Annotated in this window: 22 protein-coding genes and 1 pseudogene; 15 read left to right on the top strand and 8 right to left on the bottom strand. The window is 53.8% G+C overall.

Annotated elements, in window-relative coordinates; genetic code table 11:
• Positions 1-3: 3 nt before the first annotated feature.
• Positions 4-1,167, top strand: a complete 1,164-nt coding sequence (gene iadA / locus SK39_RS17990) for a beta-aspartyl-peptidase (RefSeq protein WP_048217278.1) — start codon at positions 4-6, stop codon at positions 1,165-1,167.
• Positions 1,168-1,320: 153 nt separating this feature from the next.
• On the opposite strand, the gene bcp is transcribed toward iadA, so the two are convergent.
• Together bcp and SK39_RS18000 are read right to left on the bottom strand one after the other, a co-directional pair.
• On the bottom strand, positions 1,321-1,791 hold the full coding sequence (gene bcp / locus SK39_RS17995; RefSeq protein WP_003037951.1) for a thioredoxin-dependent thiol peroxidase: 471 nt from the start codon (positions 1,789-1,791) through the stop codon (positions 1,321-1,323).
• Positions 1,791-2,363 (bottom strand): glycine cleavage system transcriptional repressor, encoded by a 573-nt coding sequence (locus tag SK39_RS18000; protein ID WP_003037954.1) that lies wholly within the window; start codon positions 2,361-2,363, stop codon positions 1,791-1,793. Before SK39_RS18000 ends, bcp begins: the two co-directional genes overlap by 1 nt.
• A 145-nt stretch (positions 2,364-2,508) precedes the next feature.
• Here SK39_RS18000 and dapA point away from each other — a divergent pair, with 145 nt between their 5' ends.
• From dapA to ypfH, 6 genes are all read left to right on the top strand, one after another.
• On the top strand, positions 2,509-3,387 hold the full coding sequence (dapA, locus tag SK39_RS18005; protein ID WP_003037957.1) for a 4-hydroxy-tetrahydrodipicolinate synthase: 879 nt from the start codon (positions 2,509-2,511) through the stop codon (positions 3,385-3,387).
• A 16-nt stretch (positions 3,388-3,403) separates the two neighbouring features.
• Entirely contained in the window at positions 3,404-4,438 is a 1,035-nt protein-coding gene (gene bamC / locus SK39_RS18010; RefSeq protein ID WP_032937846.1) for an outer membrane protein assembly factor BamC, read from the top strand.
• Between the two features lie 111 nt (positions 4,439-4,549).
• Positions 4,550-5,263, top strand: coding sequence for a phosphoribosylaminoimidazolesuccinocarboxamide synthase (gene purC / locus SK39_RS18015; RefSeq protein ID WP_048217279.1), 714 nt, complete (start codon positions 4,550-4,552; stop codon positions 5,261-5,263).
• Positions 5,264-5,391: 128 nt separating this feature from the next.
• A complete protein-coding gene (ypfJ, locus tag SK39_RS18020) occupies positions 5,392-6,258 on the top strand; it encodes a KPN_02809 family neutral zinc metallopeptidase (RefSeq protein ID WP_003037967.1) in 867 nt (288 codons plus the stop codon).
• Between the two features lie 15 nt (positions 6,259-6,273).
• The gene (locus SK39_RS18025; protein WP_048217280.1) at positions 6,274-8,289 is read left to right on the top strand and encodes a tRNA(Met) cytidine acetyltransferase TmcA; all 2,016 of its coding nucleotides are present in this window, start codon (positions 6,274-6,276) and stop codon (positions 8,287-8,289) included.
• A gap of 73 nt (positions 8,290-8,362) precedes the next feature.
• Entirely contained in the window at positions 8,363-9,061 is a 699-nt protein-coding gene (ypfH, locus tag SK39_RS18030; protein ID WP_003037972.1) for an esterase, read from the top strand.
• Positions 9,062-9,164: 103 nt separating this feature from the next.
• Here ypfH and SK39_RS18035 read toward each other — a convergent pair whose 3' ends face one another.
• From SK39_RS18035 to SK39_RS18045, 3 genes are read right to left on the bottom strand one after another with little or no spacing between them, the layout of a single operon-like run.
• On the bottom strand, positions 9,165-9,365 hold the full coding sequence (locus tag SK39_RS18035; protein ID WP_003037974.1) for a membrane protein: 201 nt from the start codon (positions 9,363-9,365) through the stop codon (positions 9,165-9,167).
• A gap of 28 nt (positions 9,366-9,393) precedes the next feature.
• Positions 9,394-10,521: a succinyl-diaminopimelate desuccinylase gene (dapE, locus tag SK39_RS18040; RefSeq protein WP_003037976.1), complete on the bottom strand. Its 1,128-nt coding sequence runs from the start codon at positions 10,519-10,521 to the stop codon at positions 9,394-9,396.
• A 3-nt stretch (positions 10,522-10,524) separates the two neighbouring features.
• Positions 10,525-10,881, bottom strand: coding sequence for an ArsC family reductase (locus SK39_RS18045; protein WP_003037978.1), 357 nt, complete (start codon positions 10,879-10,881; stop codon positions 10,525-10,527).
• Positions 10,882-11,269: 388 nt separating this feature from the next.
• Here SK39_RS18045 and ypfM point away from each other — a divergent pair, with 388 nt between their 5' ends.
• Positions 11,270-11,329, top strand: coding sequence for a protein YpfM (gene ypfM, locus SK39_RS27175; protein WP_001386977.1), 60 nt, complete (start codon positions 11,270-11,272; stop codon positions 11,327-11,329).
• A 75-nt stretch (positions 11,330-11,404) separates the two neighbouring features.
• On the opposite strand, the pseudogene acrD reads toward ypfM, so the two are convergent.
• Positions 11,405-14,519 (bottom strand): annotated as a pseudogene (gene acrD / locus SK39_RS18050) (multidrug efflux RND transporter permease AcrD).
• A gap of 184 nt (positions 14,520-14,703) precedes the next feature.
• Entirely contained in the window at positions 14,704-16,401 is a 1,698-nt protein-coding gene (gene narQ / locus SK39_RS18055; RefSeq protein ID WP_044701769.1) for a nitrate/nitrite two-component system sensor histidine kinase NarQ, read from the bottom strand.
• A 260-nt stretch (positions 16,402-16,661) separates the two neighbouring features.
• On the opposite strand from narQ, the gene aegA reads away from it, so the two are divergent.
• The 3 genes from aegA (at position 16,662) to SK39_RS18070 (ending at position 20,540) form a co-directional block, all read left to right on the top strand.
• Positions 16,662-18,641: a formate-dependent uric acid utilization protein AegA gene (gene aegA, locus SK39_RS18060; protein ID WP_003847242.1), complete on the top strand. Its 1,980-nt coding sequence runs from the start codon at positions 16,662-16,664 to the stop codon at positions 18,639-18,641.
• A 156-nt stretch (positions 18,642-18,797) separates the two neighbouring features.
• On the top strand, positions 18,798-19,373 hold the full coding sequence (gene nudK, locus SK39_RS18065) for a GDP-mannose pyrophosphatase NudK (RefSeq protein ID WP_016150742.1): 576 nt from the start codon (positions 18,798-18,800) through the stop codon (positions 19,371-19,373).
• A 123-nt stretch (positions 19,374-19,496) separates the two neighbouring features.
• On the top strand, positions 19,497-20,540 hold the full coding sequence (locus SK39_RS18070) for a DUF1176 domain-containing protein (RefSeq protein ID WP_003037987.1): 1,044 nt from the start codon (positions 19,497-19,499) through the stop codon (positions 20,538-20,540).
• Here the strand turns inward: SK39_RS18070 and tkt are convergent.
• Positions 20,530-22,524, bottom strand: coding sequence for a transketolase (gene tkt / locus SK39_RS18075; protein ID WP_048217281.1), 1,995 nt, complete (start codon positions 22,522-22,524; stop codon positions 20,530-20,532). The two genes, SK39_RS18070 and tkt, sit on opposite strands and share 11 nt — an antisense overlap.
• A 280-nt stretch (positions 22,525-22,804) precedes the next feature.
• Between tkt and maeB the strand changes: the two genes are divergently transcribed.
• The 4 genes from maeB to eutQ all read left to right on the top strand — a co-directional run bounded on the left by maeB (position 22,805) and on the right by eutQ (position 26,754).
• On the top strand, positions 22,805-25,084 hold the full coding sequence (maeB, locus tag SK39_RS18080) for an NADP-dependent oxaloacetate-decarboxylating malate dehydrogenase (RefSeq protein ID WP_003838520.1): 2,280 nt from the start codon (positions 22,805-22,807) through the stop codon (positions 25,082-25,084).
• Positions 25,085-25,244: 160 nt separating this feature from the next.
• Positions 25,245-25,580 carry an ethanolamine utilization microcompartment protein EutS gene (gene eutS / locus SK39_RS18085; protein WP_003037995.1) on the top strand — a complete coding sequence of 112 codons (336 nt, stop codon included), beginning with the start codon at positions 25,245-25,247 and terminating at the stop codon, positions 25,578-25,580.
• 12 nt (positions 25,581-25,592) lie between these two features.
• The gene (gene eutP, locus SK39_RS18090; RefSeq protein ID WP_003838521.1) at positions 25,593-26,072 is read left to right on the top strand and encodes an ethanolamine utilization acetate kinase EutP; all 480 of its coding nucleotides are present in this window, start codon (positions 25,593-25,595) and stop codon (positions 26,070-26,072) included.
• Entirely contained in the window at positions 26,050-26,754 is a 705-nt protein-coding gene (gene eutQ / locus SK39_RS18095; RefSeq protein WP_048217282.1) for an ethanolamine utilization acetate kinase EutQ, read from the top strand. Before eutP ends, eutQ begins: the two co-directional genes overlap by 23 nt.
• The last annotated feature ends 1 nt before the right edge of the window (position 26,755 follow it).

Raw genomic sequence — 26,755 nt, forward strand, 5'->3', positions numbered from 1 at the left:
GTTATGAACTGTTCAATTCTTAATTTGACGTTGTTCCAGCAGGGACACGTGTACGCACCGGAAGATTTAGGGCGACAGGATATACTGGTCTCCGGCAGTAAAATTGTTGCCATCGCCCCGTCAATTTCTCCTGAAGACTTTCCCGGTTGCGAGTGTATCAATCTTGACGGCGCGATTGTGTGCCCAGGATTTATCGATCAACACGTCCATCTGATTGGCGGAGGCGGGGAAGCAGGGCCGCATACCCGCACGCCGGAAGTGCGCTTGTCACGCCTGGTTGAAGCTGGTGTAACTTCGGTGGTGGGTTTGCTGGGTACCGATGGCATTACCCGTCATCCGGAATCGCTGCTGGCAAAAACCCGCGCGCTGGAGTTTGAAGGCATCAGCGCATGGATGCTTACTGGGGCGTATTCTCTGCCTTCCCCGACGATCACCGGCAGCATCGATCGTGACGTGGCGCTGATCGATAAAATCATTGGCGTGAAATGTGCGATTTCGGACCATCGTTCCTCAGCCCCAGATACCTCGGTGCTGGCAAACATGGCAGCGCAGTCGCGCGTCGGTGGATTGTTAGGACGCAAACCGGGGATCAGTGTATTCCATATGGGCGATAGCCCGCGCATGCTGGAACCGTTGTACCAGATCCTCAACTGCTGCGATGTGCCGATTACTAAACTGTTGCCGACACACGTTAACCGTGCGGAACCGTTGTTCCAGGCGGCGCTGGAGTATGCCTGTAAAGGCGGTTATATCGACATTACCAGCAGCATTGAGGAGCCCGTCGACCCCGCCACGGCTATCGCCACGGCGCTGCGGCAGAACGTGCCACTGTCGCGCATTACCCTTAGCTCGGATGGCAACGGCAGCCAGCCGGAATTTGATGAGTTAGGTAATCTCATCGGTATCGGTGTCGCGGGGTTTGAATCACTGGCTGAAACGGTGCGCCAGTTGGTGAAAGTTCATGCCATACCGCTGGAACAGGCGCTCTGTCCGCTGACGCGTACGGTCGCAGAATTTTTAGGGCTCGAACATAAGGGGCGCCTGGCGGTGGGATGCGATGCGGACATTCTGGTGCTTAACGATGCGTTGGAGGTTAATCACCTTTGGGCGAAGGGAAAAGCCGTGGTCAGAGAGAAGAAGGCCTGCGTAAAAGGGACGTTTGAATAAACGTTTATGCGGATGTCAGCCTGAAAAAGTACAGATTCACGTTTATGCCGGGTGGCGGCTACGCCTCACCCGGCCTACAAGTTTCGCAATATTAATAAGCTGCGCAGGCCTGATAAGCGAAGCGCCATCAGGCTTTTTCCAGCAAAACGTAAATCAGGCGTTCTCTTTCAGCCAGTTCAGTACCACGTCGTGGTGATTGCTGGTTTTGAAGTCATCGAACACGTGCTCAATTTTGCCTTCGGCATCAATCAGGAAGCTGATGCGGTGGATGCCATCGTAGGTTTTGCCCATAAATGACTTCTCACCCCAGACGCCGAACTGCTCGCAAACCTGATGATCTTCATCGGACAGGAGCGTGAAATTCAGGACTTCTTTCTCCGCGAATCGGGAAAGCTTCTCTGGTTTGTCGGTGCTGATCCCCAGCACTTCAACACCAGCTTTTTTTAACTCATCCATGTTATCGCGCAAGCCGCAGGCCTGTACGGTACAGCCGGGTGTCATGGCTTTCGGGTAAAAATAAACCAGAACACGCTGTCCCTGGAAGTCGGTTAAATTTACTTGTTCTCCGTCTTGATCCGGCAAGCTAAATTTCGGTGCGATATCACCGGCTTTCAGTGGGTTCATTACTTAACTCCATCCTGTTCATCATGCTGTGAGTAATTGACGACGTTAATACTGCCTTGCGCATTGAGTTCTGTACAGAGTGCTTTAAACGCATCTTCAATATTTGCCGAATCATGTGATGCAGGACTATGTGCGGTAATTTGAATAAACAACTGCGCCGCCTTTCCATTCTCAGCCGGTTGCGTGCGTGAAACCAGTTCCGCAATATTCATTTGGTGGCTGTCAAACAGTGCGGTGAAGCGTTCAATCAAATGGGGAGAATCAGGGACATCGACCTGCACCCATACCGTAGCAGGCATCGCCGGACGAGGGCGCGCGGTCGTGCGCTTCATCACAATGAGTAAATCCAGCTCTGCGCCTTTTAATGGCAGGGTTGATTCAATCAGGGTGATGGCATTCCAGGTGCCCGACAGCAACATGATAAACGTGAACTCATCACCCAGCATGGCCAGTCGGCTGTCTTCGATATTACAGCCGCAACTGCTGACATGACGTGTGATGGTGTTCACAATTCCTGGGCGGTCGGCACCCAGCGCAGTAATGACCAGATAGTGTTGCGATGACGATGTCAAACCTGTTCTTCCTTTGAGCGGTGAGGTAATCATAAGGAAAGCATAAAAAAAACATGCATACAACAATCAGAACGGCTCTGGTCGCTTGCTTTTATTGTCGTACCAAACGTACCATTGAGACACTTGTTTGCACAGAGGATGGCCCATGTTCACGGGAAGTATTGTCGCGCTTGTTACGCCGATGGATGAGAAAGGTAAAGTCTGCCGGTCGAGCCTGAAAAAACTGATTGATTATCATGTCGCCAGCGGCACCTCGGCGATCGTTTCTGTTGGCACCACCGGTGAGTCCGCCACCCTGAGTCATGATGAACATGGCGATGTGGTGATGATGACGCTGGAGCTGGCTGACGGGCGTATTCCGGTTATTGCCGGAACCGGCGCCAATGCGACCGCGGAAGCCATTAGTCTGACGCAGCGTTTCAACGACAGCGGTGTTGTTGGCTGCCTGACGGTGACGCCTTACTACAACCGCCCAACCCAGGAAGGTTTGTTCCAGCATTTCAAAGCCATCGCTGAGCATACTGACCTGCCGCAAATTCTGTATAATGTGCCGTCCCGTACTGGCTGCGATATGCTGCCGGAAACCGTTGGTCGTCTGGCGAAAGTTAAAAATATTATCGCTATTAAAGAGGCCACGGGGAACTTAAGTCGCGTTCACCAGATCAAAGAGCTGGTTTCGGACGACTTTATTCTGCTCAGCGGTGATGACGCGACCGGACTGGATTTTATGCAGCTCGGTGGTCATGGCGTGATTTCTGTAACGTCTAACGTTGCGGCACGCGATATGGCTGAAATGTGCAAACTGGCGGCAGCCGGGCAATTTGCCGAGGCGCGGGTGATTAACCAGCGTCTGATGCCGTTACACAACAAACTATTTGTCGAACCCAATCCTATTCCCGTGAAATGGGCGTGTAAGGAGTTGGGACTTGTGGCGACCGATACGCTACGTCTGCCGATGACGCCAATCACGGACAATGCTCGTGAAATCGTCAAAGCGGCACTTAAGCATGCCGGTTTGCTGTAAAGTTTAGGGAGATTTGATGGCTTACTCAGTACAAAAGTCGCGCCTGGCCAAGGTTGCGGGTGTTTCGCTTGTTATGTTGCTCGCGGCCTGTAGCTCTGACTCGCGCTATAAGCGCCAGGTGAGCGGTGATGAATCCTATCTGGAGGCCGCACCGCTTGCTGAGCTTCATGCTCCAGCTGGGATGATTTTGCCGGTTATGTCGGGCGACTATAATATCCCGGTAACCAACGGCAGTGGTGCTGTGGGTAAAGCGCTGGATATTCGTCCACCGGCTCAGCCGTTAGCGTTAGTCACTGGCGCTCGCACGCAAATCGCAGGCGATACCTCAACGTTGCTGGTGGAAAATGGTCGTGGCAACACGCTGTGGCCGCAGGTCGTGAGCGTCATTCAGTCTAAAAACTACACGATCACCAAACGTGATGATGCCAGCCAGACACTGACCACCGACTGGGTTGACTGGAACCGTCTGGATGAAGACGAGCAGTACCGTGGACGTTATCAAATCTCGGTTAAACCGCAGGGCTATCAGCAAGCGGTAACGGTGAAACTGGTTAACCTCGAGCAGGCGGGTAAACCCGTAGCCGATGCGGCATCAATGCAGCGTTACAGCGCTGAGATGATGAACGTTATCTCTGCTGGTCTGGATAAGAACGCCACCGACGCCGCGAATGCCGCGCAGAACCGCTCTGCAGCCACCATGGATGTTCAGAGCGCAGCCGATGACACCGGTTTACCAATGCTGGTGGTACGCGGACCGTTCAACGTGGTGTGGCAGCGTCTGCCAGCAGCGCTTGAGAAAGTGGGGATGAAGGTAACCGACAGCACCCGTTCTCAGGGTAGCATCGCGGTGACCTACAAACCTCTGTCTGATAGCAGCTGGCAGGAGCTGGGCGCAAGTGACCCAGGTCTGGTATCCGGCGACTATAAACTGCAGGTCGGTGATTTAGACAACCGCAGTAGCTTGCAGTTTATCGATCCGAAGGGGCATACCCTGACGCAAAGCCAGAACGACGCGCTGGTCGCTGTCTTCCAGGCAGCGTTCAGTAAGTAAAAATAAAGGGCTGGATAACTCCAGCCCTTTTTTTCTGATATGATACGCAAACGTGTGCGTCGGCAGAAAAACGCAATATTTATCGTTAATTCACACCCAGGAGTAATAAAGATGCAAAAGCAAGCTGAGTTGTATCGTGGTAAAGCGAAGACCGTATACAGCACGGAAAACCCGGACCTGTTGGTGCTCGAATTCCGCAATGATACGTCAGCAGGGGATGGCGCGCGCATTGAACAGTTTGACCGTAAAGGTATGGTGAACAACAAATTCAACCATTTCATTATGACTAAACTGCAAGAAGCGGGTATTCCTACCCAGATGGAGCAACTGCTTTCTGATACCGAATGTCTGGTGAAAAAGCTGGATATGGTACCGGTTGAATGTGTGGTACGTAACCGCGCGGCAGGCTCTTTGGTTAAGCGTTTAGGCGTTGAGGAAGGTATTGAACTGAATCCGCCGCTGTTTGATCTGTTCCTGAAAAACGATGCTATGCACGATCCAATGATTAACGATTCCTATTGCGAAACTTTTGGTTGGGTGAGCAAAGAGAATCTGGCACGTATGAAAGAGCTGACCTACAAAGCTAACGACGTGCTGAAAAAGATGTTTGATGATGCTGGTCTGATTCTGGTCGACTTCAAACTTGAGTTTGGTTTGTATAAAGGTGAAGTAGTCCTGGGTGATGAATTCTCACCGGACGGTAGCCGCCTGTGGGACAAAGAAACGCTGGATAAAATGGACAAAGATCGCTTCCGCCAGAGTCTGGGCGGCCTGATCGAAGCCTATGAAGCCGTCGCGCATCGCCTGGGTGTGAAGTTAGACTAATCTTCCCCTGAGCCGGCGATCGCTCTCCGGCTCATTAACCCCACCTGATTTGATTACTATTTCTTATGGTAATCCTGTTCCGAACCGCCTACGATCATCATCATAATGAATAAAAAGTTGAGGTGATTATGCGCTGGCAAGGGCGTCGTGAAAGTGACAACGTGGAAGACAGACGAAACAGCTCTGGCGGCGGCCCCTCTATGGGGGGGCCTGGTTTTCGTCTGCCCAGTGGTAAAGGCGGTATCATCCTGCTGATTGTGGTGCTGGTGGCGGGTTATTATGGCGTGGATCTCACCGGATTAATGACCGGCCAGCCGGTCTCCCAACAACAATCATCACGCTCCATCAGCCCAAACGATGATGAAGCGGCAAAATTTACCTCGGTGATTCTGGCTACAACAGAAGATACCTGGGGACAGCAGTTTGAAAAAATGGGCCGCACCTACCAACAGCCGAAGCTGGTGATGTACCGGGGTGCGACGCGCACCGGCTGCGGCGCGGGCCAGTCCGTGATGGGGCCGTTTTATTGTCCGGCAGATGGTACGGTATATATCGACCTTTCATTCTATGATGACATGAAAAACAAGCTGGGCGCAGATGGTGATTTTGCGCAGGGCTATGTTATCGCCCATGAAGTGGGTCACCACGTGCAGAAACTGCTGGGTATTGAACCGAAGGTTCGCCAGATGCAGCAGAACGCCTCACAAGCTGAGGTGAACCGTCTTTCCGTTCGTATGGAACTGCAGGCGGACTGCTTTGCCGGTGTCTGGGGCCACAGCATGCAGCAGCAGGGCGTGCTGGAGTCTGGTGACCTGGAAGAGGCACTAAACGCCGCACAGGCCATTGGTGACGATCGCCTGCAACAGCAAGGACAAGGACGCGTCGTACCGGACAGCTTTACTCACGGAACCTCTGAACAGCGTTTTACCTGGTTCAAGCGCGGCTTTGATAGCGGCGATCCGGGACAATGTAATACCTTTGGTAAAGGTATTTAAGATACAGAGGCAGGGATGTCCGATAACACGGCGCTGAGGGCGTTAACCGAACAGATGGCTCGTGAGGGGATCCGTCGTTTGCTGATTATCAGCGGCGAGGAGAACTGGTGTCAGGGGCAGGCGTTAGCGCTACGCGACATATTACCCGGCGACTGGTTGTGGGTAGGGGCGAATGCCCCTGCTGAACCGAACTGTACGCTACAGGCGCTGCAAACGTTACTGGGGCGCGAGTTTCGTCATGCAGTTTTCGACGCCGGGCAGGGATTTGACGCTGCGGCGTTTGCCGCCTTAAGCGGTACACTGCTTGCCGGCAGTTGGCTGGTTTTGCTGACCCCACCCTGGCATTCCTGGCACACGCATCCAGACGTGGATTCACTACGCTGGAGCGATTGTGCTGAGCCCATTCCCACACCGCACTTTGTTGAGCACGTCAAACGGGTGATTTCCCTCGATAGACAGGCTCTGCACTGGCAGCAGCATCAGCCGGTTTCCTGTCCGCACTTTCCTGCTCGCGCAGCCTGGCTTGCGGCAACTGGCGAACCCCAACCAGAACAGGCGATGATATTAAATCATTTGCTGGCTATGCCTCCCGGTGTGGTTGCGGTGACGGCCGCACGAGGTCGGGGCAAATCCGCTCTGGCAGGGCAACTCATAGCGCGGATTAACGGCACTGCGGTTGTGACCGCACCTGCCAAAGCTGCAACGGATGTGCTGGCACAATTTGCCGCAGAGCGTTACCGCTTTATGGCGCCGGATGCACTATTAAGCAGTTCTGAGACCGCAGACTGGCTGATTGTGGATGAAGCCGCCGCGATCCCCGCGCCGCTGCTACACCAACTGGTGGCGCGTTTTCCTCGTACGCTGTTAACCACTACAGTACAAGGCTACGAGGGAACGGGTAGAGGCTTCTTGCTGAAATTCTGCGCCCGCTTCCCTAATCTTCGACGCTATGAGTTGCAACAACCCGTGCGCTGGGCGCAGGGATGTCCGTTGGAGCAAATTGTCAGCGATGCCCTGGTGTTTGATGACGAAATGTTTACGCATGCCCCATCGGGGGAGTTGCACTTTTCGGCGTTTGAGCAACTCGCCTGGCATACAAACCCGGCGCTGCCATTAGCGGTGTATCAGTTGCTTTCCGGGGCGCATTACCGTACCTCACCGCTGGACCTGCGACGCATGATGGACGCGCCGGGGCAGCATTTTCTGCATGCTTCGGCTGCTGGCTCGGTGGCGGGGGCCGTCTGGTTGGTCGATGAGGGTGGATTATCCGCAGAATTAAGCCAGGCCGTCTGGGCCGGATATCGCCGACCCAGAGGTAATCTGGTTGCGCAGTCGCTGGCGGCGCACGGCGGTGACCCCCTGGCGGCGACGCTCGTCGGGCGACGAGTCAGTCGAATTGCGGTTCATCCTGCGCGCCAAAGAGAAGGTATTGGGCAACAGCTGATTGTGCTGGCCCACCACTATTCCACATCGTGTGACTATCTCTCGGTCAGTTTTGGGTATACGGCTGAACTATGGCGTTTCTGGCAGCGCTGCGGTTTTGTGCTGGTGCGAATGGGGAATCACCGGGAAGCCAGCAGCGGCTGTTATACCGCCATGGCGTTGCTGCCCATCAGCGAAGCGGGGAAACGCCTTGCCGAGCGGGAGCACCAGCATTTGCGGCGTGACGCGGAAATCCTTGCGCGATGGAACGGTGAGAGCATTCCGCTGGTCCCGCTGAAAGAGACTACGCTTAATGAGGATGACTGGGCTGAGCTGGCTGGGTTTGCCTTCGCGCATCGGCCATTATTGACGTCGCTAGGCTGTCTGAGTCGTCTGCTTGAGCACAGTGAATTACCTCTTCCGGCATTGCGCGGATGTATACAGGCTAAACGCAGCGACGCCGAATTGTGCCAACAGCTGAAGATCTCAGGTCGTAAAGCGCTGCTGGTCGTTCAGCGCGCCGAAGCGGCACAAGCGTTAAATCAGCTGGATGCTGAACGTGAACAGCGGCTACATAATCGCATTATGCAATGGCAATTTTTTCACTAACATCTTCAATTTCCTGGCATGGTCATTGCGGTTAAGCGGCGTAGAATGATTCTCATCAGTTAAGGAGATCGCCATGAAACATGACCATTTTGTTGTTCAAAGTCCCGATAAACCCGCTCAACAGCTACTGCTGCTGTTTCATGGCGTCGGCGATAACCCGGTTGCCATGGGTGAAATTGGCTCCTGGTTTGCGCCGCTGTTTCCGGATGCGTTAATCGTCAGCATTGGCGGGGCAGAGCCTTACGGTACGACTTCCGGACGTCAGTGGTTTTCGGTACAGGGCGTAACGGAAGAGAACCGCCAGGCGCGTATTGACGCGATTATGCCGGTGTTTATCGAAACCGTGCGCTACTGGCAGAAACAAAGCGGCGTTTCACCGCAGGCCACCGCGCTGATTGGTTTTTCTCAGGGTTCGATTATGTCGCTTGAGAGCATCAAAGCCGAGCCGGGGCTGGCGTCGCGGGTCATTGCCTTCAATGGTCGCTATGCCACCTTACCGGAGGTTGCAACTACCGCAACGACGGTGCATTTGATTCACGGTGGTGAAGACCGGGTGATAGAACTCTCCCATGCCGTTGCCGCGCAGGAGGCATTAATTGCTGCGGGTGGGGATGTGACGCTGGATATCGTCGAAAACCTGGGGCACGCCATTGATGAACGCAGCATGCAGTTTGCGCTCGATCATCTGCGTTTTACCGTACCGAAGCACTATTTTGATGAAGCGCTGAGCGGTGGTAAGCCTCATGATGATGATGTGATTGAGATGATCTGATTGATAACCGTAGGCCGGATAAAACGCGAAGCGTTGCCATCCGGCACTTAACGCCCGGTGGCGCTAACGCTTACCGGGCCTACGTGACTTATCGGCCTGGAAATTATTTCTTCGGTTGATCCTTGTTCGGCCAATCGTCGTCGTCATCCCATTTATCGTTAAAGTCACGATGCGGGGGAAGCTCCGGTTTGTTGGCCAGATATTTCTTTGGATCGACGCGCTTGAGATCTTTGATAACGTTAAGCAGCACGCCTACCAGAAACACCAACACCAGAATCCACCAATATTTTGCTAGCCAGTCCATGTATTTTTTCCTCTTGCAGGAACACTCATCAGGCGACGAGTTGCTCCATGATACGTTGATACATACGGGCAAGCAGCTGCAGGTCGGCGGCATTAACACATTCATTTATTTTATGAATAGTGGCGTTGACCGGCCCAAGTTCGACTACCTGTGCCCCCATGCGGGCAATAAAGCGCCCGTCGGACGTCCCGCCTGTAGTCAGTAACTGCGGTTTAATTTCATTATAGTGCTCAATGGCGTTCACTACTGCATCCACCAGTTTACCGCGTTCAGTCAGGAACGGCTGACCGGAAAGCCACCAGTCGACGGTATAGCGCAACTGATGTTTCTCCAGCAGCGCGTGAACCCGTGCTTTAATCATCTCATCGGTCAGCTCAGTGCTGAAACGGAAGTTGAACTGGATAAACAGTTCTCCGGGGATAACGTTGTTGCTGCCGGTACCTGCCTGAATATTGGCAATCTGCATGCTGGTCGCCGGGAAGAACTCGTTACCCTGGTCCCACTCAATCGCCACCAGTTCGTTGAGCATTGGCGCCGCGCGGTGTACCGGGTTATCGGCCAGATGCGGATAGGCTACGTGCCCCTGCACGCCATGAATGGTCAGGTTGCAGGTCAGTGAACCACGACGTCCATTCTTGACTACGTCGCCAACGATTTCCGTGCTGGACGGCTCGCCAACCAGACAATAATCCAGTCGCTCATTACGCGCCATCAGTGCTTCAACCACCTTTACGGTGCCGTTTTTGGCGCTGGCTTCTTCGTCGGACGTTATCAAAAATGCCAGACGACCCTGATGGTTTGGATGCTGGGCGACAAAACGCTCTGCGGCCACGACCATCGCTGCCAGTGAGCCTTTCATATCGGCAGCGCCACGCCCGAACAGCATGCCATCGCGAATAGTCGGTTCGAACGGTGGATTGATCCAACGATCGACATCGCCGGCGGGCACTACGTCGGTGTGACCGGCAAATGCCAGGGTCTCACCTTTACCGCGCCATGCCCAAAAATTCTGTGTGTCACCAAAATCCATACGCTCAACGGTAAAACCTACCGCGCGCAGGCGTTCAATCATTAACGCCTGGCACCCGGCATCATCCGGGCTCAGGGAAGGACGGCGAATAAGCTGCTGTGTCAGCTCAATAACCGGGCACGACATAGACTACACCTCATTAAAAAACAGAGTATAACTGGATTCACTGAAACCAAGCAGCATAGGCTTACCCGGCGCGCAGAGCAATGGGCGTTTGATAATTGCTGGCATTTCAATCATCAATGCGGCGGCGGAAGCCGCATCGGTGATTTGACTGCGCGTGGATTCATCGAGTTTACGCCAGGTGGTTCCACGTGTATTGATCAGCGCTTCCCAACCTAATTCGCTGATAAAGGACTGTAATAGCGTATTGTCAAGACCGTCGACGCGATAATCATGAAAGCGATAGTCAATACCTTGTGCTTCCAACCAGCGTCTGGCTTTTTTAATCGTGTCGCAATTCTTAATGCCGTAGAGGGTGATCATTTGAATCCTTATTGACGTAATTTGAATATTTATTCTTTTATTATGTGGCAATGAATAATACATATTGTCATTCAATCGTTATAGAAAAATATAACATTGTTGAACAACAGTGAATAATGATTCCTGAAAGCTCCAAAAATACCGTATAACTAAAAATCAGAATCTGCCTGTTTGCATCAGCCTGTTTTTCCATCAGAATTGCAAAAGTAGTAGATGATGTATGAATATTTCAAAATATTGCAGTAAGTCACATAAAATTTATGGGTATGGCGCATAGTGATCACATAAACCCCAAACACGGGAGGATGTAATCACAACCATCGGTTAAATGTTCTTCTTTTGATGATGATGATTTTGTAGAATGCTCATAATAATAAGAGAGGTTGTTATGATTGAACGTGAACTGGGGAACTGGAAAGACTTTATCGAAGTGATGCTTCGTAAATAATTTTCTGGAAGAAATTCATATCCTGTAAAGGATAAAAAAAGGCGACTCAACGTAAGTCGCCTTTTTTGTGCCCGATTATTCCGGGCGCGGTTTCAACGGGAAGCGTCTGCGTACCAGCACAAAGAACAGGGGCACGAAGTAAATCGCCAGGATAGTGGCTGAAATCATTCCACCCATTACGCCTGTCCCCACCGCATGTTGACCGCCAGAACCTGCGCCACTGCTGATGGTCATCGGCAGAACCCCAAAGATAAACGCCAGCGAGGTCATCAGAATCGGACGCAAGCGCTGGCGACAGGCGTGGAGCGTGGCATCGAGCAGATCGTGTCCTTTCTCGTTCATCTCATTGGCGAATTCAACAATCAAGATTGCGTTCTTCGCCGATAGCCCGATAACGGTAAGTAACCCGACCTGGAAGTACACGTCGTTTTCCAGACCGCGCATCCAGGTCGCCAGCAGAGCACCAATGACCCCCAGCGGCACAACCAGCATGACGGAGAAGGGAACTGACCAGCTTTCATACAGGGCCGCCAGACACAGGAATACCACCAGCAGAGAAATGGCGTACAGGGCGGGGGCCTGAGAACCCGACAGCCGTTCCTGATAAGACATCGCAGTCCATTCGAGGCCGAATCCGGTCGGCAACTGGCGCACCAGCGATTCCATTATGTCCATCGCTGTACCGGTACTGACGCCGGGCGCGGCTTCTCCGACAATCTCGACCGCGGAGTAGCCGTTGTAGCGTTCCAGACGCGGTGAACCGGTTTCCCAGCGCGACGTGGCAAAGGCCGAGAAAGGCACCATGCCACCGTTGTTATTACGGACGTACCACAAATTGATGTCGTCAGGGAGCATGCGATATTTTGCTGCCGCCTGCACGTAAACCTTCTTCACGCGACCGCGGTCCATAAAGTCATTGACGTAGCTGGAACCCCCAGGCCGTTTGCAATGTATCGTTGATGTCATCGATGGAAACGCCCAGTGCCTGGGCTTTGCGCTGATCGATATCAATTTGCAACTGCGGGCTGTCGTCCAGACCGTTATGACGAACGCGGGTCAGGGAAGAATCCTTCCCGGCCAGCTCAATCAGCTTGTCGCGCGCGGCCATTAACGCGTCATGCCCCGCACCAGCGTGATCCTGCAGCTCCATATCGAAACCGGCAGAGCTTCCGAGGCCACTGATAGCCGGAGGGCTACTGGCGAAGACGCGGGCTTCTTTAATCTTATTAAAAGCTTTGGTCGCACGTTCAATGATGGCGAAAGAGGTTCCGGTGGTGGTGTCGCGCTCATCCCAGTCTTTTAAACGGACAAACATACGCGCCACGTTTTGACCGTTCCCGCCAGGGCCTGAACCGACCGTGGAAAAGACCGACATAATGTTGTCTTTCTCATGGGTGAAGTAATACTTCTCTACTTCCTCAACCACTTTCAATGTTTGCTGCTGTGTGGAGCCGCTGGGCAGCTGTACCGAGGTGGTAAACATGCCGCGGTCTTCCAGCGGCAGGAAGGAGGTTGGCAGGCGCAGGAACAGGAAAACCATTCCGCCGAGCAGCAGGCCGTAGATCAGTATCCAGCGCAGGCTGCGGTGCAGGATCCTGGCAACGCCTTTTTCGTAGCGCTCGGCGTTGCGATTAAACATGCGGTTAAACCAGCCGAAGAAACCGGTTTGTCCGTGATGCTCGCCCTTATGCAGCGGTTTGAGCAGGGTGGCGCACAGAGCAGGAGTGAGGATCATCGCCACCAGAACAGACAGCACCATTGCGGAGACGATAGTAATCGAGAACTGGCGGTAAATAGCTCCGGTAGTGCCGCCGAAGAAGGCCATCGGGATAAACACCGCCGACAGCACCATGGCAATACCAACCAGCGCGCCCTGGATTTGCCCCATCGATTTCCGTGTCGCTTCCCGCGGTGTGAGCCCTTCCTCACTCATAATACGCTCGACGTTTTCCACTACCACAATGGCGTCATCGACCAGCAGGCCGATCGCCAGCACCATCGCAAACATCGTCAAGGTGTTAACGCTATAGCCAAAGGCGTAAAGCACGGAGAAGGTACCCATCAGGACGACGGGAACGGCGATGGTGGGAATCAGCGTGGCGCGGAAGTTTTGCAGGAACAGGTACATCACGAGGAATACCAGCGCGATCGCTTCCAGCAGGGTTTTTACCACGTCGATGATTGAGGCTTTGACAAAGGAGGTGGTTTCATATGCCACCTTATATTCCAGCCCATGTGGAAAATACTGTGACAGTTCGTCAAGGCGGTTGAGCACCAGCTCTGCCGTTGCCATTTCATTGGCGCCGGAGGCCAGTTTCACGCCCAGACCGGAAGCCGGGTTGCCGTTAAACCGGCTGAGGTAGTCGTACTTCTCGGCCCCCATTTCGACCGTTGCCACATCGCCCAGTTTAACTTCTGAGCCATCCTGGTTGACACGTAGAGTAATGGCGCGGAATTCATCCGGAGTCTGCAGTAGCGACTGGGCGTTGATCGTCGCGTTCAGCGCCTGCTTGTCCACCGAAGGCGTACCGCCAAGTTGTCCGACCGCAATCTGCGCATTCTGTGACTCGATAGCGTCGGTCACATCTTTAGCGGTCATCTGGAAACTGTTCAGTTTGGCCGGGTCAAGCCAGATTCGCATGGAGTACTGTGAGCCGTAAGCGTCAATATCCCCCACGCCGTTAATACGGCTGAGCGGATCCTGAATGTTACTGGCGACATAGTCGGCGATGTCCTGCTTATCCATTGAGCCATCGGTGGAGACAAAGGCGATTGTCAGAATATTGGTGTCCCCGGTCTTACGCACCGTGACCCCCTGATCCTGTACCGCCTGCGGTAGTTTACGCATTGCCGATTGCAGCTGGTTTTGCACCTGCTGGACGGCCTCATCAGGATCGGTTCCGGCGACAAAGCTCAGCGTAACTGATGCCTGACCTGTCCCGCTGCTCTGTGACGACATGTACATCAGGTTATCGAGACCGGTCATGTTCTGCTCGATCACCTGGGTGACGGTGTTTTCCAGAGTCTGAGCCGAGGCGCCAGGATAGTTGGCGGTGACCCGTACATTTGGCGGCGCCAGATCGGGATATTGCTCAACGGGCAGTGAAAAAATAGCCAGGGCTCCTGTCAGGCACAACAGGATAGCTAACACCCAGGCAAAAATGGGGCGATCGATGAAAAAATTCGCCATTAAAAGAGGACCTCGTGTTTCTGCGTATCGTTATGGGTATGGCTTGCTTCACTTTAGCGGCAAGGTACGGGTCAAACGTGGAGAAAAAAAGAAGATAATGTAAATTATCATGCCCGTTTACAGCATACCTTTCGTGCCAACGCCGTCAGGCCAGGATCCAGACCCGACGGCGCTTTGCGGTTCTTTACGTTAGATAACTGTCTGATTCAGCCGATCGGAAACTGATGCTTACCAACGTTCCTCCTCCGGAAGGTTGAGAGAAGGTCAACGTGCCGCTTAGTCTTTCCGCCCGCTCACGCATAATATTTAGTCCATAGTGCCCTGTAGGCTCATGCGGCTCGCCAATGCCGATGCCGTTATCGCGGATATAAACCGTGTGGTTGCCGTCCGGAGCCGTTACGCAACTGACGGCAATTTCGCTCGCACTGGCATGCTTAATGGCGTTCAGCACCGCTTCGCGGATGATCTGCAACAGGTGCACTTGCATTTGCGCATCCAACGCCAGCGTGGGTAACCGACAGTCGAGTGTGAGTTTAGCTGAGGTTTGATTTTGCAGAGTTTCCAGCATTTCATGCAGGGCGGAGGGTAAGTCTGCCTGTTGTAAGGTCAGACGGAAGGTGGTGAGCAGTTCGCGTAGCTGGCGGTAGGCATCGTTCAGCGCCTGGGAGAAATCCGCCATGATGCTTTGCGCTGGAGCGTTATCTTCCGGAATTGACCGCTTCAGCAGCGTCAACTGAATGCGTAAATAAGAGAGCACCTGTGCCAGTGAGTCGTGCAGTTCGCGTGCAATCGTCGCTCGCTCCTCCATTAACAACAGTTGCTGAAAATGTTTTTGTGCCTGGTTGAAGTACAACCCGCGTCCCAGCATTGAGGAAACGCTGTTAAGCAGTGGAATAGAAGCATTGACGTTTGGACTTTGCCAGTGCAGTTCGCCGTAGACGGTTTCCTGCATAGTGACCGGCAGGATCTGCATCGGCAGCTCCAGGCTTTTAGTCCCTTCGCTAATCCGCCAGTTATCACCGACGGTGAGCTCAAGGAAATACGCGGCGTCATGTTCGCGGACGATCTGTAAAATATGGCGGAAGCAGTGCACGTCAATCTGGCTGGTATTTAACGCCTGGGAGCACTGATACAACACCTCCAGACGGCGATTGGCTTCATGGAGATCGTGAGTTTTCTCGGCAACAGACGCTTCCAGCGAGCGATACAGCTTGTGTAATTCACTCGACATCTGGCTAAACGTTTTGCCCAGCAACCCCAGCTCATTGGGCAAACCGGTATCCAGCGGTGGGATATTAAACTGACCGTGTTCAATTTGCTGACTGGCCATCACCAGTTTATTCAGCGGACGCACCACCTGCTGGCGAATGCGCCGCAGGGTAAAGAAGACGAGGGTGAATATGCCGATCCCGCCCGCCAGCGAGATGCCAAATACCAGCATGACTTTACGCTCGGCATAATGTTGCAACGCCAGCACGAAGAGATCGATTTGATCGACGTAGTTGTTGATATTGGCCTGGTACCATTTTAAATCGCCGTCGATCAGGCGGGCATTCATTTCCAGCCAGTTAGCATGCAGACGTCCATAGCGGCTTTTTACCGCTTGTGGCACATACCACGCATTCAGATTCTGTAATGCCGGTGCGTTTAGCGCCTGCTGGAAAAGCTGGCGGTGGGCGTTAAGCTGCGGGCTCTGGCTTTGCAGATCGTAACCCAGACGGTAGCTTTGCATGCGCAATGAGCCAGCAACGTTGATGGCTTCGGCATCTCGCAAGCTGCTGGTCAGCGTGAGCAGCGCAATACCTGTTGAGAGAATTGACAGCAGCACTATGTAGAAAAAAGCTTTAGCCAGACTGGCCGAGACCGGACGCTTTACCGTCACTTGTGCATCCTCACACAATACACGTCGCGCCTGAAAACAGCGTGAACGATGCGGTGTATTTGATAAAGGTTAATAAAACGCCATGAAACTGGATGGTAACTGAAACACAATTTCATATGCGATGAAATAAATTGATCTGCCACAGGTTCTGCACAAATAGTTGTGCTTCCTGGGCAAATGAACATTGCCGCTTCCTTCCGTGTCGGTTAATAACACTCTTATAAAGAATAAGGTTTTTGCAACCAAAAAAGAAGGAAGCCATGAATCGTTTTATTATGGTCAATAGCCAGCAGTGCCTGGGATGCCATGCCTGTGAGGTCGCTTGCGTCATGGCTCACAATGGCGAACAGCATGTCCTGAGCCAACGGCATTTTCAGCCCCGAATTACCGTCATTAAACATCAGCAGCAGCGCAGCGCGGTGACCTGTCACCACTGCGAAGATGCACCCTGCGCCAGAAGTTGCCCAAATGGGGCAATTAGCCATGATAACGACAGCGTTCAGGTGAACCCGCAAAAGTGCATTGGCTGTAAATCGTGCGTCGTTGCCTGTCCTTTCGGCACGATGCAGATCGTACTCACTCCCGTCGCCAAAGGGAAGGTGAAAGCCACCGCGCACAAATGCGATCTGTGCCAGGGGCGTGAGCAGGGGCCCGCCTGCGTAGAGAACTGCCCGGCGCAGGCGTTACAGTTGGTGACGGAAAATTCGCTTACCGGTCTGTCAAAAGCGCGCAGGCTGCGTACCGCAAGTCTGGAAAGCCAGCCATGGCACGCCAGCACTACCGATTTTGTTCCACATGTCATCACCAAACGTGAGCAAATGCAGGCGACGCCTGCGCGTGGTGAACCGGATAAACTGGCGATTGATGCCCGGAAAACCAGCTTTGAAGAGATCTATCTGCCGTTTCGTACGGCGCAGGCGGAGCGGGAAGCCTCTCGCTGCCTGAAATGCGGCGACCACAGTATTTGCGAATGGACCTGTCCGTTGCATAACCACATTCCGCAGTGGATTGAGCTGGTCAAAGCCGGAAACATCGATGCCGCGGTTGAGCTTTCACATCAAACCAACTGCTTGCCGGAGGTGACCGGGCGTGTATGCCCGCAGGATCGACTCTGCGAAGGGGCATGCACGGTGCGTAGTGAGCATGGCGCAGTCACCATCGGTAATATTGAGCGTTACATCTCCGATCGGGCGCTGAGTAAAGGATGGCGGCCGGACTTAAGCCATGTGCAGAAAGTGGACAAGCGTGTTGCCATTATTGGCGCGGGTCCGGCGGGTCTGGCCTGCGCGGATGTGCTGGCGCGTAGCGGTATCAGTGCCACCGTTTACGATCGCCATCCTGAAATTGGCGGTTTGCTGACGTTCGGTATTCCGGCCTTCAAACTGGATAAATCGCTGCTGACGCGTCGCCGTGAAATCTTCAGCGCTATGGGGATTCATTTCGAACTTAACTGTGAAGTGGGTAAGGACGTCGCACTTGAAAAGTTGCTGGAGGATTACGATGCCGTGTTCGTGGGGGTGGGAACCTATCGTTCCATGAAGGCGGACCTGCCAAATGAAGACGCGCCAGGCGTATATGATGCGCTGCCGTTCCTGATTGCCAACACCAAGCAGGTGATGGGGCTGGATGAGTTGCCTGAAGAACCGTTTATCGATACCGCCGGACTGAACGTGGTGGTTCTGGGCGGAGGCGATACGGCCATGGACTGTGTACGTACCGCGCTGCGCCACGGTGCAAGCCAGGTGACCTGCGCCTATCGTCGTGATGAAGCCAACATGCCGGGTTCGAAAAAAGAGGTGAAGAACGCCCGGGAAGAGGGGGCAAACTTCGAGTTTAACGTCCAGCCGGTTGAGCTGGTGTTGCATGCCGATGGGCGAGTCAGCGGCGTGCGTTTCTTACGTACCCAACTTGGCGAACCTGATGCGCAGGGGCGTCGTCGCCCGGTTCCCATCGCCGGGAGTGAGTTTGTGATGCCCGCAGATGCGGTGATCATGGCGTTTGGTTTTCACCCACACGGCATGCCGTGGCTGGAGTCGCATGGCGTTAAGGTCGATAACTGGGGGCGCATTGCCGCCGATGTTGAAAGCGCATACCGTTACCAAACCAGTAACCCGAAAATCTTTGCCGGTGGCGACGCGGTACGCGGTGCGGATCTGGTGGTGACGGCCATGGCGGAGGGGCGGCACGCCGCCCAGGGGATCGTCGACTGGCTGGGCGTAAAATCAGTCAAATCTCACTAATCGGCGTCCAGGCCGGATAAAACGCGTTAGCGTTGTCATCCGGCAATGTGCCGCATGAATGCCTGATGGCGCTTTGCTTATCAGGCCTACATTGTTCCAAGACAAACCCGGTTTCACGGCGTAGTATTATTTCTCACTTCTTGCTGTGGAGCCGGTATGTCGCAAAAAATTACCCTCATCAAAGATAAAGTCCTCTCCGATAACTACTTCATCCTGCGCAATATCACCTATGACCTGATCCGTAGCACTGGGGAGGTGATTCGTCATAAACGCGAGGTTTACGATCGCGGTAACGGTGCCACAATCCTGCTGTATAACCCGGAGAAGAAAACGGTGGTCTTAATTCGCCAGTTCCGCGTCGCCACCTGGGTCAACGGTAATGAAGATGGTCAACTGATTGAAACCTGCGCTGGGCTGTTGGATAACGACGAACCGGAAGCGTGCATTCGCAAAGAGGCCATTGAAGAGACCGGATTTGAAGTGGGCGAAGTGCGCAAACTGTTTGAGTTATACATGTCGCCGGGCGGCGTGACGGAAATAATCCACTTCTTCATTGCACAATACAGTGACAGCCAGCGAGCAAACGCTGGTGGCGGTGTGGAAGATGAAGATATTGAAGTTCTGGAACTGCCGTTCACCCAGGCGCTGGAAATGATCAAAACGGGTGAGATCCGTGACGGTAAAACGGTGCTATTGTTGAACTATTTGCAGTCGTCGCATCTCATGGACTAATGCGCGGGATTTATATTTCTTTACAAATTTACGGCCAATCCGACAATTCTTATTGAGCCACATCAGTCGCGCAAGGAAGATACCGCTTAGGCTGTGTGTTTTGACTTCGGGGTTGTACCGTCCATGCGCTATCGCGTTATTCTCCTTTTCCTGCTCGGGTTGCTACCAGCCCGATTGCTCTGGGCTGCGCCCGCGCAACAGGCGTTTTCTGACTGGCAGGTGACGTGTAATAACCAAAATTTTTGCGTGGCGCGCAATACCGGAGAGCACCACGGCCTGGTCATGACCTTGAGCCGCAGCGCCGGGGCACATACTGACGCCGTGTTGCGTATTGAACTGGGCGGGCTGGAATCGTCCAACGTCAAAGAGAGCGATATTGCGCCGCGTCTGTTGTTGGATGGTGCGCCGCTCTCGCTGAGCGGCGAGCACTGGCGTGTTACCCCATGGCAACTGATGACCGATGATCCGGCCACCATTAGCGCATTTTTACAAACCGTACAGGACGCGAAGGCGATTACCCTGCAAAAAGGTGCGCAAAATCTTTCGCTGGTCGGGCTAAAAGCCGCATTGTTGTTTATCGATGCCCAGCAAAAACGGGTTGGCAGCGAAACCGCATGGATCGAAAAAGGTGACGAGCCTCCGCTCAGTGTACCTCCTGCCCCCGCGCTGAAAGGCGTAGCGGTCATTAACCCAACGCCAACGCCTCTCACACAGCAAGAGCGCAGTGAACTGCTGGACTATGGTAACTGGCGAATCAACGGTATTCGTTGCTCTATCGATCCGCTGCGTCGCGAGATGCGCGTCACGGCCCTAACGGATGATAAAGCGCTGCTGATGATTGGCTGTGAGGCCGGAGCGTATAACACTATCGATCTGGCGTGGGTGGTTTCACGTACAACCCCGCTGACTTCACGCGCGGTACGGTTAAGTCTGCCTTTTAAAACGGATGCGGAAAGTCGCGATATGGAGCTGACCAACGCTGCGTTTGACGAAAAGTCGCGGGAGCTGGTTACCCTCGCTAAAGGACGAGGGTTGGCAGATTGCGGTATCCAGACCCGCTGGCGCTACGATGGTCAGCGTTTTCGCCTGGTGCGCTATGCCCAGGAGCCAAGTTGTGATAACTGGCATGGGCCAGATGCCTGGCCCACACTGTGGATCACACGTTAAGCACCTTGTGTGCTTTGTCGACGATGTTATCTACCGTAAAGCCGAAGAACGGGAACAGCTTGTCCGCCGGAGCCGACTCCCCATAGCCCGTCATCCCAACAATCGCCCCTTTCAGCCCAACATACTTGAACCAGTAGTCGGCAATACCGGCTTCTACCGCCACGCGCGCGCTGACGTTTGCCGGCAGGACCGACTCCCGGTACGTCTCATCCTGGGCGTCGAAGATATCGGTTGAAGGCAGAGAAACTACCCGCACGTTACGGCCTTCGCCGGTCAGTTTTTCCGCCGCCAGCAGCGTGATTTCCATTTCTGAACCGGTAGCAATCAGGATAACATCCGGCTTACCGCCGCCGTCCTTCAGCACATAGCCGCCGCGGGCAATTTGCTGCACTTGCTCAGGCGTGCGCTCAACCTGCGCCAGATTCTGCCGCGAGAGGATCAGCGCCGTTGGCCCGTCATGGCGTTCGACCGCCAGCTTCCAGCCTACTGCCGCCTCAACCTGATCGCATGGTCGCCAGGTACTGAAATTAGGCGTCAGGCGTAGACTGGCGAGTTGTTCGACGGCCTGGTGCGTGGGACCATCTTCCCCCAGGCCAATCGAGTCGTGGGTATAAACCATGATTTGTCGGGCTTTCATCAGCGCCGCCATGCGCGCGGCATTGCGGGCATATTCGACAAACATCAGGAACGTGGCAGTGTAAGGTACGAAGCCCCCGTGGTGCGCGATACCATTGGCAATGGCGGTCATGCCAAATTCCCGCACGCCGTAGTGGATGTAGTTTCCTGCATGATCCTCTTTAAGAGAGGAGGAGCCTTTCCAGATGGTCAGGTTGCTGGGTGCCAGATCCGCCGAGCCGCCGAGCAGTTCTGGCAGTATCGGCCCATAGGCGTTCAGGGTATTTTGCGAAGCTTTACGGGTGGCTATTTTGGCTGGGTTGGCTTGCAGGTCGGTAATATATTTCTGGGTTGTTGCTTCCCACTCCTTAGGCAGTCCGCCGCTCATCCGGCGAGTAAACTCTGCCGCCAGTTCCGGGTAGGCTTGTTCGTAAGCTGCGAATTTCTCCTTCCAGCCCTGTTGCGCTTTTTCGCCTTTCTCGCGTGCGTCCCACGCCCGGTAAATCTCTTTGGGGATTTCAAAAGCAGGATGATGCCACCCCAGTTTCTGCCGGGTCAGCGCCACCTCTTCTTCGCCCAGCGCAGCGCCGTGCGCTTCCTCTTTCCCGGCTTTATTCGGTGAGCCAAAACCAATCACCGTGCGGCAGATAATCAGCGACGGTTTATCAGTAACAGCCTGCGCTTCCTGAATGGCTTTTTTCACCGCCTCAGGGTCATGACCGTCAATGTCGTGCACTACATGCCAGTGGTAAGCCTCAAAGCGTTTTGCAGTATCGTCGGTAAACCAGCCGTCGGTTTCGCCATCAATTGAGATGCCGTTGTGATCGTAGAAGCCGATGAGTTTGCCAAGCCCCAGCGTGCCCGCCAGCGAACAAGCCTCGTGTGAAATACCCTCCATCAGACAGCCGTCGCCCATAAAGACCCAGGTAAAGTGGTTAACAATCTCATGGTCCGGCTGGTTAAACTGCGCTGCCAGCGTGCGTTCGGCAATGGCCATGCCGACGGCGTTGGCTAAACCCTGGCCCAGCGGTCCGGTGGTGGTTTCCACGCCCGGCGTGTAGCCAATTTCCGGGTGACCTGGCGTCTTTGAATGGAGCTGACGGAAGTTCTTTAATTCTTCGATCGGCAGGTCGTAACCGGAAAGATGCAATAGGCTGTAAAGCAGCATTGAGGCGTGGCCGTTGGACAGAATAAACCGGTCACGATCGTACCAGGTGGGATCGGTCGGGTTATGGCGTAGAAAATCGTTCCACAGCACTTCGGCGATATCGGCCATCCCCATTGGTGCTCCTGGGTGGCCGGAGTTAGCTTTTTGGACGGCATCCATACTCAGCGCACGAATGGCATTGGCAAGCTCTTTACGGGTCATAGGAAATACTCCTTGAAAAGTAAAGTGTTAGATGCGTGTTGTGATTCACACTTTTGGGAAAATTGCGGGCGTTGTCAGCAAAAAGCATAGCAGACAAGCATGGTATTGCTGGATTAAGCAGGTAACATGGCTGTTATAAATTGATAACAAATTCTTTCTTTGAATGGTGAGAGTTTGGGGACCTTCAAAGTTTGTGCCGTTGACTGAGGTGATAATGTGCGGCTCAGTAGAATGGTTACCCGCGCCACTTTTTTGATAGATACGTGAAAGGAACAACAAGATGGATGACCAGTTAAAACAAAGCGCCCTCGATTTCCACGAATTTCCGGTACCCGGTAAAATCCAGGTTTCTCCGACCAAGCCTCTGGCAACGCAGCGCGACCTGGCGCTGGCCTACTCGCCGGGCGTGGCTGCACCGTGTCTTGAAATTGAAAAGGACCCGCTGGCAGCCTACAAATACACCGCGCGCGGCAACCTGGTTGCGGTTATTTCCAACGGTACGGCGGTGCTGGGCCTGGGCAATATTGGCGCACTGGCCGGCAAACCGGTGATGGAAGGTAAAGGCGTTCTGTTTAAGAAATTCGCCGGGATCGACGTGTTCGACATTGAAGTCGATGAACTCGATCCGGATAAATTTATCAATGTGGTTGCGGCCCTGGAACCCACGTTTGGCGGTATCAACCTCGAAGATATCAAAGCGCCGGAGTGCTTCTACATTGAGCAAAAGCTGCGCGAACGCATGAATATTCCGGTCTTCCACGATGACCAGCACGGTACAGCAATCATCAGTACTGCCGCAATTCTGAACGGTCTGCGGGTGGTTGAGAAAAATATCTCCGACGTGCGCATGGTGGTGTCTGGCGCAGGCGCGGCGGCGATTGCCTGTATGAACCTGCTGGTAGCGCTGGGTATGCAGAAACACAATATTGTGGTCTGTGACTCCAAAGGCGTGATTTACAAAGACCGCGAACCGAACATGGCGGAAACCAAAGCGGCTTATGCGGTGGTGGATGACGGTAAGCGTACGCTGGATGATGTCATTGACGGCGCAGATATTTTCCTCGGTTGCTCCGGTCCGAAAGTGCTGACGCAGGAAATGGTTAAGAAGATGGCGCGTGCGCCAATGATTCTGGCACTCGCTAACCCGGAACCGGAAATCCTGCCGCCGTTGGCAAAAGAGGTGCGTTCCGACGCAATCATTTGTACTGGTCGTTCAGACTACCCGAACCAGGTTAACAACGTCCTGTGCTTCCCGTTCATCTTCCGCGGTGCGCTGGATGTCGGTGCGACGGCCATCAACGAAGAGATGAAACTGGCGGCGGTGCACGCCATTGCTGAGCTGGCGCATGCCGAGCAGAGTGAAGTGGTGGCCTCTGCTTATGGCGATCAGGACCTGAGCTTCGGCCCGGAATACATCATTCCGAAACCGTTCGACCCGCGTCTGATCGTCAAAATCGCCCCTGCTGTGGCGAAAGCAGCGATGGACTCTGGTGTGGCAACGCGTCCGATTGCCGACTTTGACGCTTACATCGATAAGCTGACTGAATTCGTCTACAAAACCAACCTGTTCATGAAGCCAATTTTCTCCCTGGCACGCAAAGCGCCGAAGCGTGTGGTGCTGACGGAAGGGGAAGAAGCGCGCGTACTGCATGCTACCCAGGAGCTGATTACTTTAGGGCTGGCAAAACCAATCCTGATCGGTCGTCCGAGCGTTATTGAAATGCGTATCCAGAAACTGGGGCTGCAGATCAAAGCGGGCGTCGATTTTGAAATCGTCAACAACGAATCCGATCCACGCTTTAAAGAGTACTGGAGCGAGTACTACCAGATTATGAAGCGCCGTGGGATCACCCAGGAGCAGGCGCAGCGTGCGGTGATTGCCAACACTACGGTGATCGGTGCAATCATGGTGCAGCGTGGCGAAGCGGATGCGATGATCTGCGGTACGATTGGCGACTACCATGAGCACTTCAGCGTGGTGAAAGAGGTGTTTGGTCATCGTGACGGCGTGCATACTGCCGGGGCGATGAACGCCTTGCTGCTGCCAAGCGGTAACACTTTTATCGCCGATACTTACGTCAACGACGATCCTACGCCTGAGCAACTGGCGGAAATCGCCGTGATGGCGGCAGAGACAGTGCGTCGCTTTGGTATTGAACCGAAGGTGGCGTTGCTGTCGCACTCCAACTTTGGTTCATCTGACTGCCCGTCGGCCAGCAAAATGCGCGAAGCGCTGGAGCTGATTAAGGCGCGCGCGCCAGAGTTGATGATTGACGGCGAAATGCACGGCGACGCCGCGCTGGTGGAAAGTATCCGTAATGACCGCATGCCGGACAGTCCGTTGAAAGGCTCAGCGAATATTCTGGTGATGCCGAATATGGAAGCGGCCCGTATTAGTTACAACTTACTACGCGTTTCCAGTTCTGAAGGCGTAACGGTTGGCCCGGTGCTGATGGGGGTTGCGAAACCTGTTCATGTATTAACGCCGATCGCCTCTGTTCGTCGTATCGTTAATATGGTGGCGCTGGCGGTTGTAGAAGCCCAAACGCAGCCGCTGTAATTTCACTTTAATTAATTTCCGGCGCGGGTTTCTCTCGCGCCTTTTTATTTTCCCTTTCTTAGTGATCTACTTCACCTTTTAAACCTGGTTGCCGAATTTTGTTATTTACTCTGACAAAAAATTGCCACGATAAGGGCAGTTTTAGCGGAGGCGGTGAGCAATGGAAAAAGAACGCATTATTCAGGAGTTTGTGCCGGGGAAACAGGTCACGCTGGCGCATCTCATTGCGCACCCCGGCGAGGAATTAGCGAAAAAGATCGGCGTTCCCGAAGCGGGCGCTATCGGCATCATGACGCTGACGCCAGGCGAAACCGCGATGATTGCCGGTGACTTAGCCATGAAGGCGGCGGATGTACATATCGGTTTTCTCGATAGATTCAGCGGCGCACTGGTGATCTACGGCTCGGTAGGCGCAGTAGAAGAAGCGTTATTACAGACGGTAAGCGGTCTGGGTCGATTATTAAATTTCACTTTGTGCAACCTGACAAAAAGTTAATCAGAGGCGGCGATGAAACGTATTGCGTTTGTCGGTACGGTGGGGGCGGGGAAAACAACGCTCTTTAATGCGCTACAGGGGAATTATTCCCTCGCCAGAAAAACACAGGCCGTGGAGTTTAATGAAAATGGCGATATCGATACGCCAGGGGAATATTTTAGCCATCCGCGCTGGTATCACGCCTTAATTACCACGCTGCAGGATGTTGATACGTTGATTTATATACACGCGGCAAATGATAAAGAAAGTCGCTTACCTGCCGGGCTGTTGGATATCGGTGCCAGTAAACGACAAATCGCCGTTATCAGTAAAACGGACATGCCGGATGCCGATGTCGCCGCAACGCGACAACTACTTCGCGGGATGGGGTTTCAGGAGCCGATTTTTGAGCTCAATAGCCATGACCCGCGCAGTGTGCAGCACCTGGTGGATTATCTGACTGAGCTCAGCCAAAAGGAGGAAAGGGCAGGTGAAAAAACTTATCACAGCTAACGATATTCGTGCGGCCCACGCACGCGGCGAACAGGAAATGTCGGTTGTTCTGCGCGCCAGCATCATCACCCCGGAGGCGCGCGAAGTGGCGGAGCTGCTGGGCGTTACCATCAGTGAATGCGATGAATCCGCACCAACTGCCGCCGCTGCTGCACCGTCTGCGGTGGATGATGGCAAAACGGAAAGCCAGCGCATTCGTGAAACCATCATTGCACAATTGCCAGAAGGGCAATTTACCGAAAGCCTGGTCGCGCAGCTGATGGACAAAGTCATGAAGGAAAAGCAGTCGCTGGAGCAGGGCGGAATGCAGCCGAGCTTTAACTCGGTGACCGGCAAAGGCGGTGTGAAAGTCATCGACGGCAGCAGCGTGAAGTTTGGTCGTTTTGACGGCGCGCAGCCGCACTGCGTGGGCTTAACCGATCTGGTGACCGACCAGGACGGTAGCAGCATGGCCGCCGGGTTTATGCAGTGGGATAACGCCTTTTTCCCATGGACGCTGAACTACGACGAAATCGACATGATTCTGGAAGGAGAGCTGCATGTTCGCCACGAAGGCGAAACCATGATTGCAAAAGCCGGGGACGTGATGTTTATCCCGAAAGGCTCCAGCATCGAATTTGGTACGCCATCGACGGTGAAGTTTCTGTATGTGGCCTGGCCTGCGAACTGGCAGTCCTGCTAAG

Source organism: Citrobacter sp. BIDMC107, assembly GCF_001037575.1.
Lineage (GTDB): Bacteria > Pseudomonadota > Gammaproteobacteria > Enterobacterales > Enterobacteriaceae > Citrobacter > Citrobacter freundii.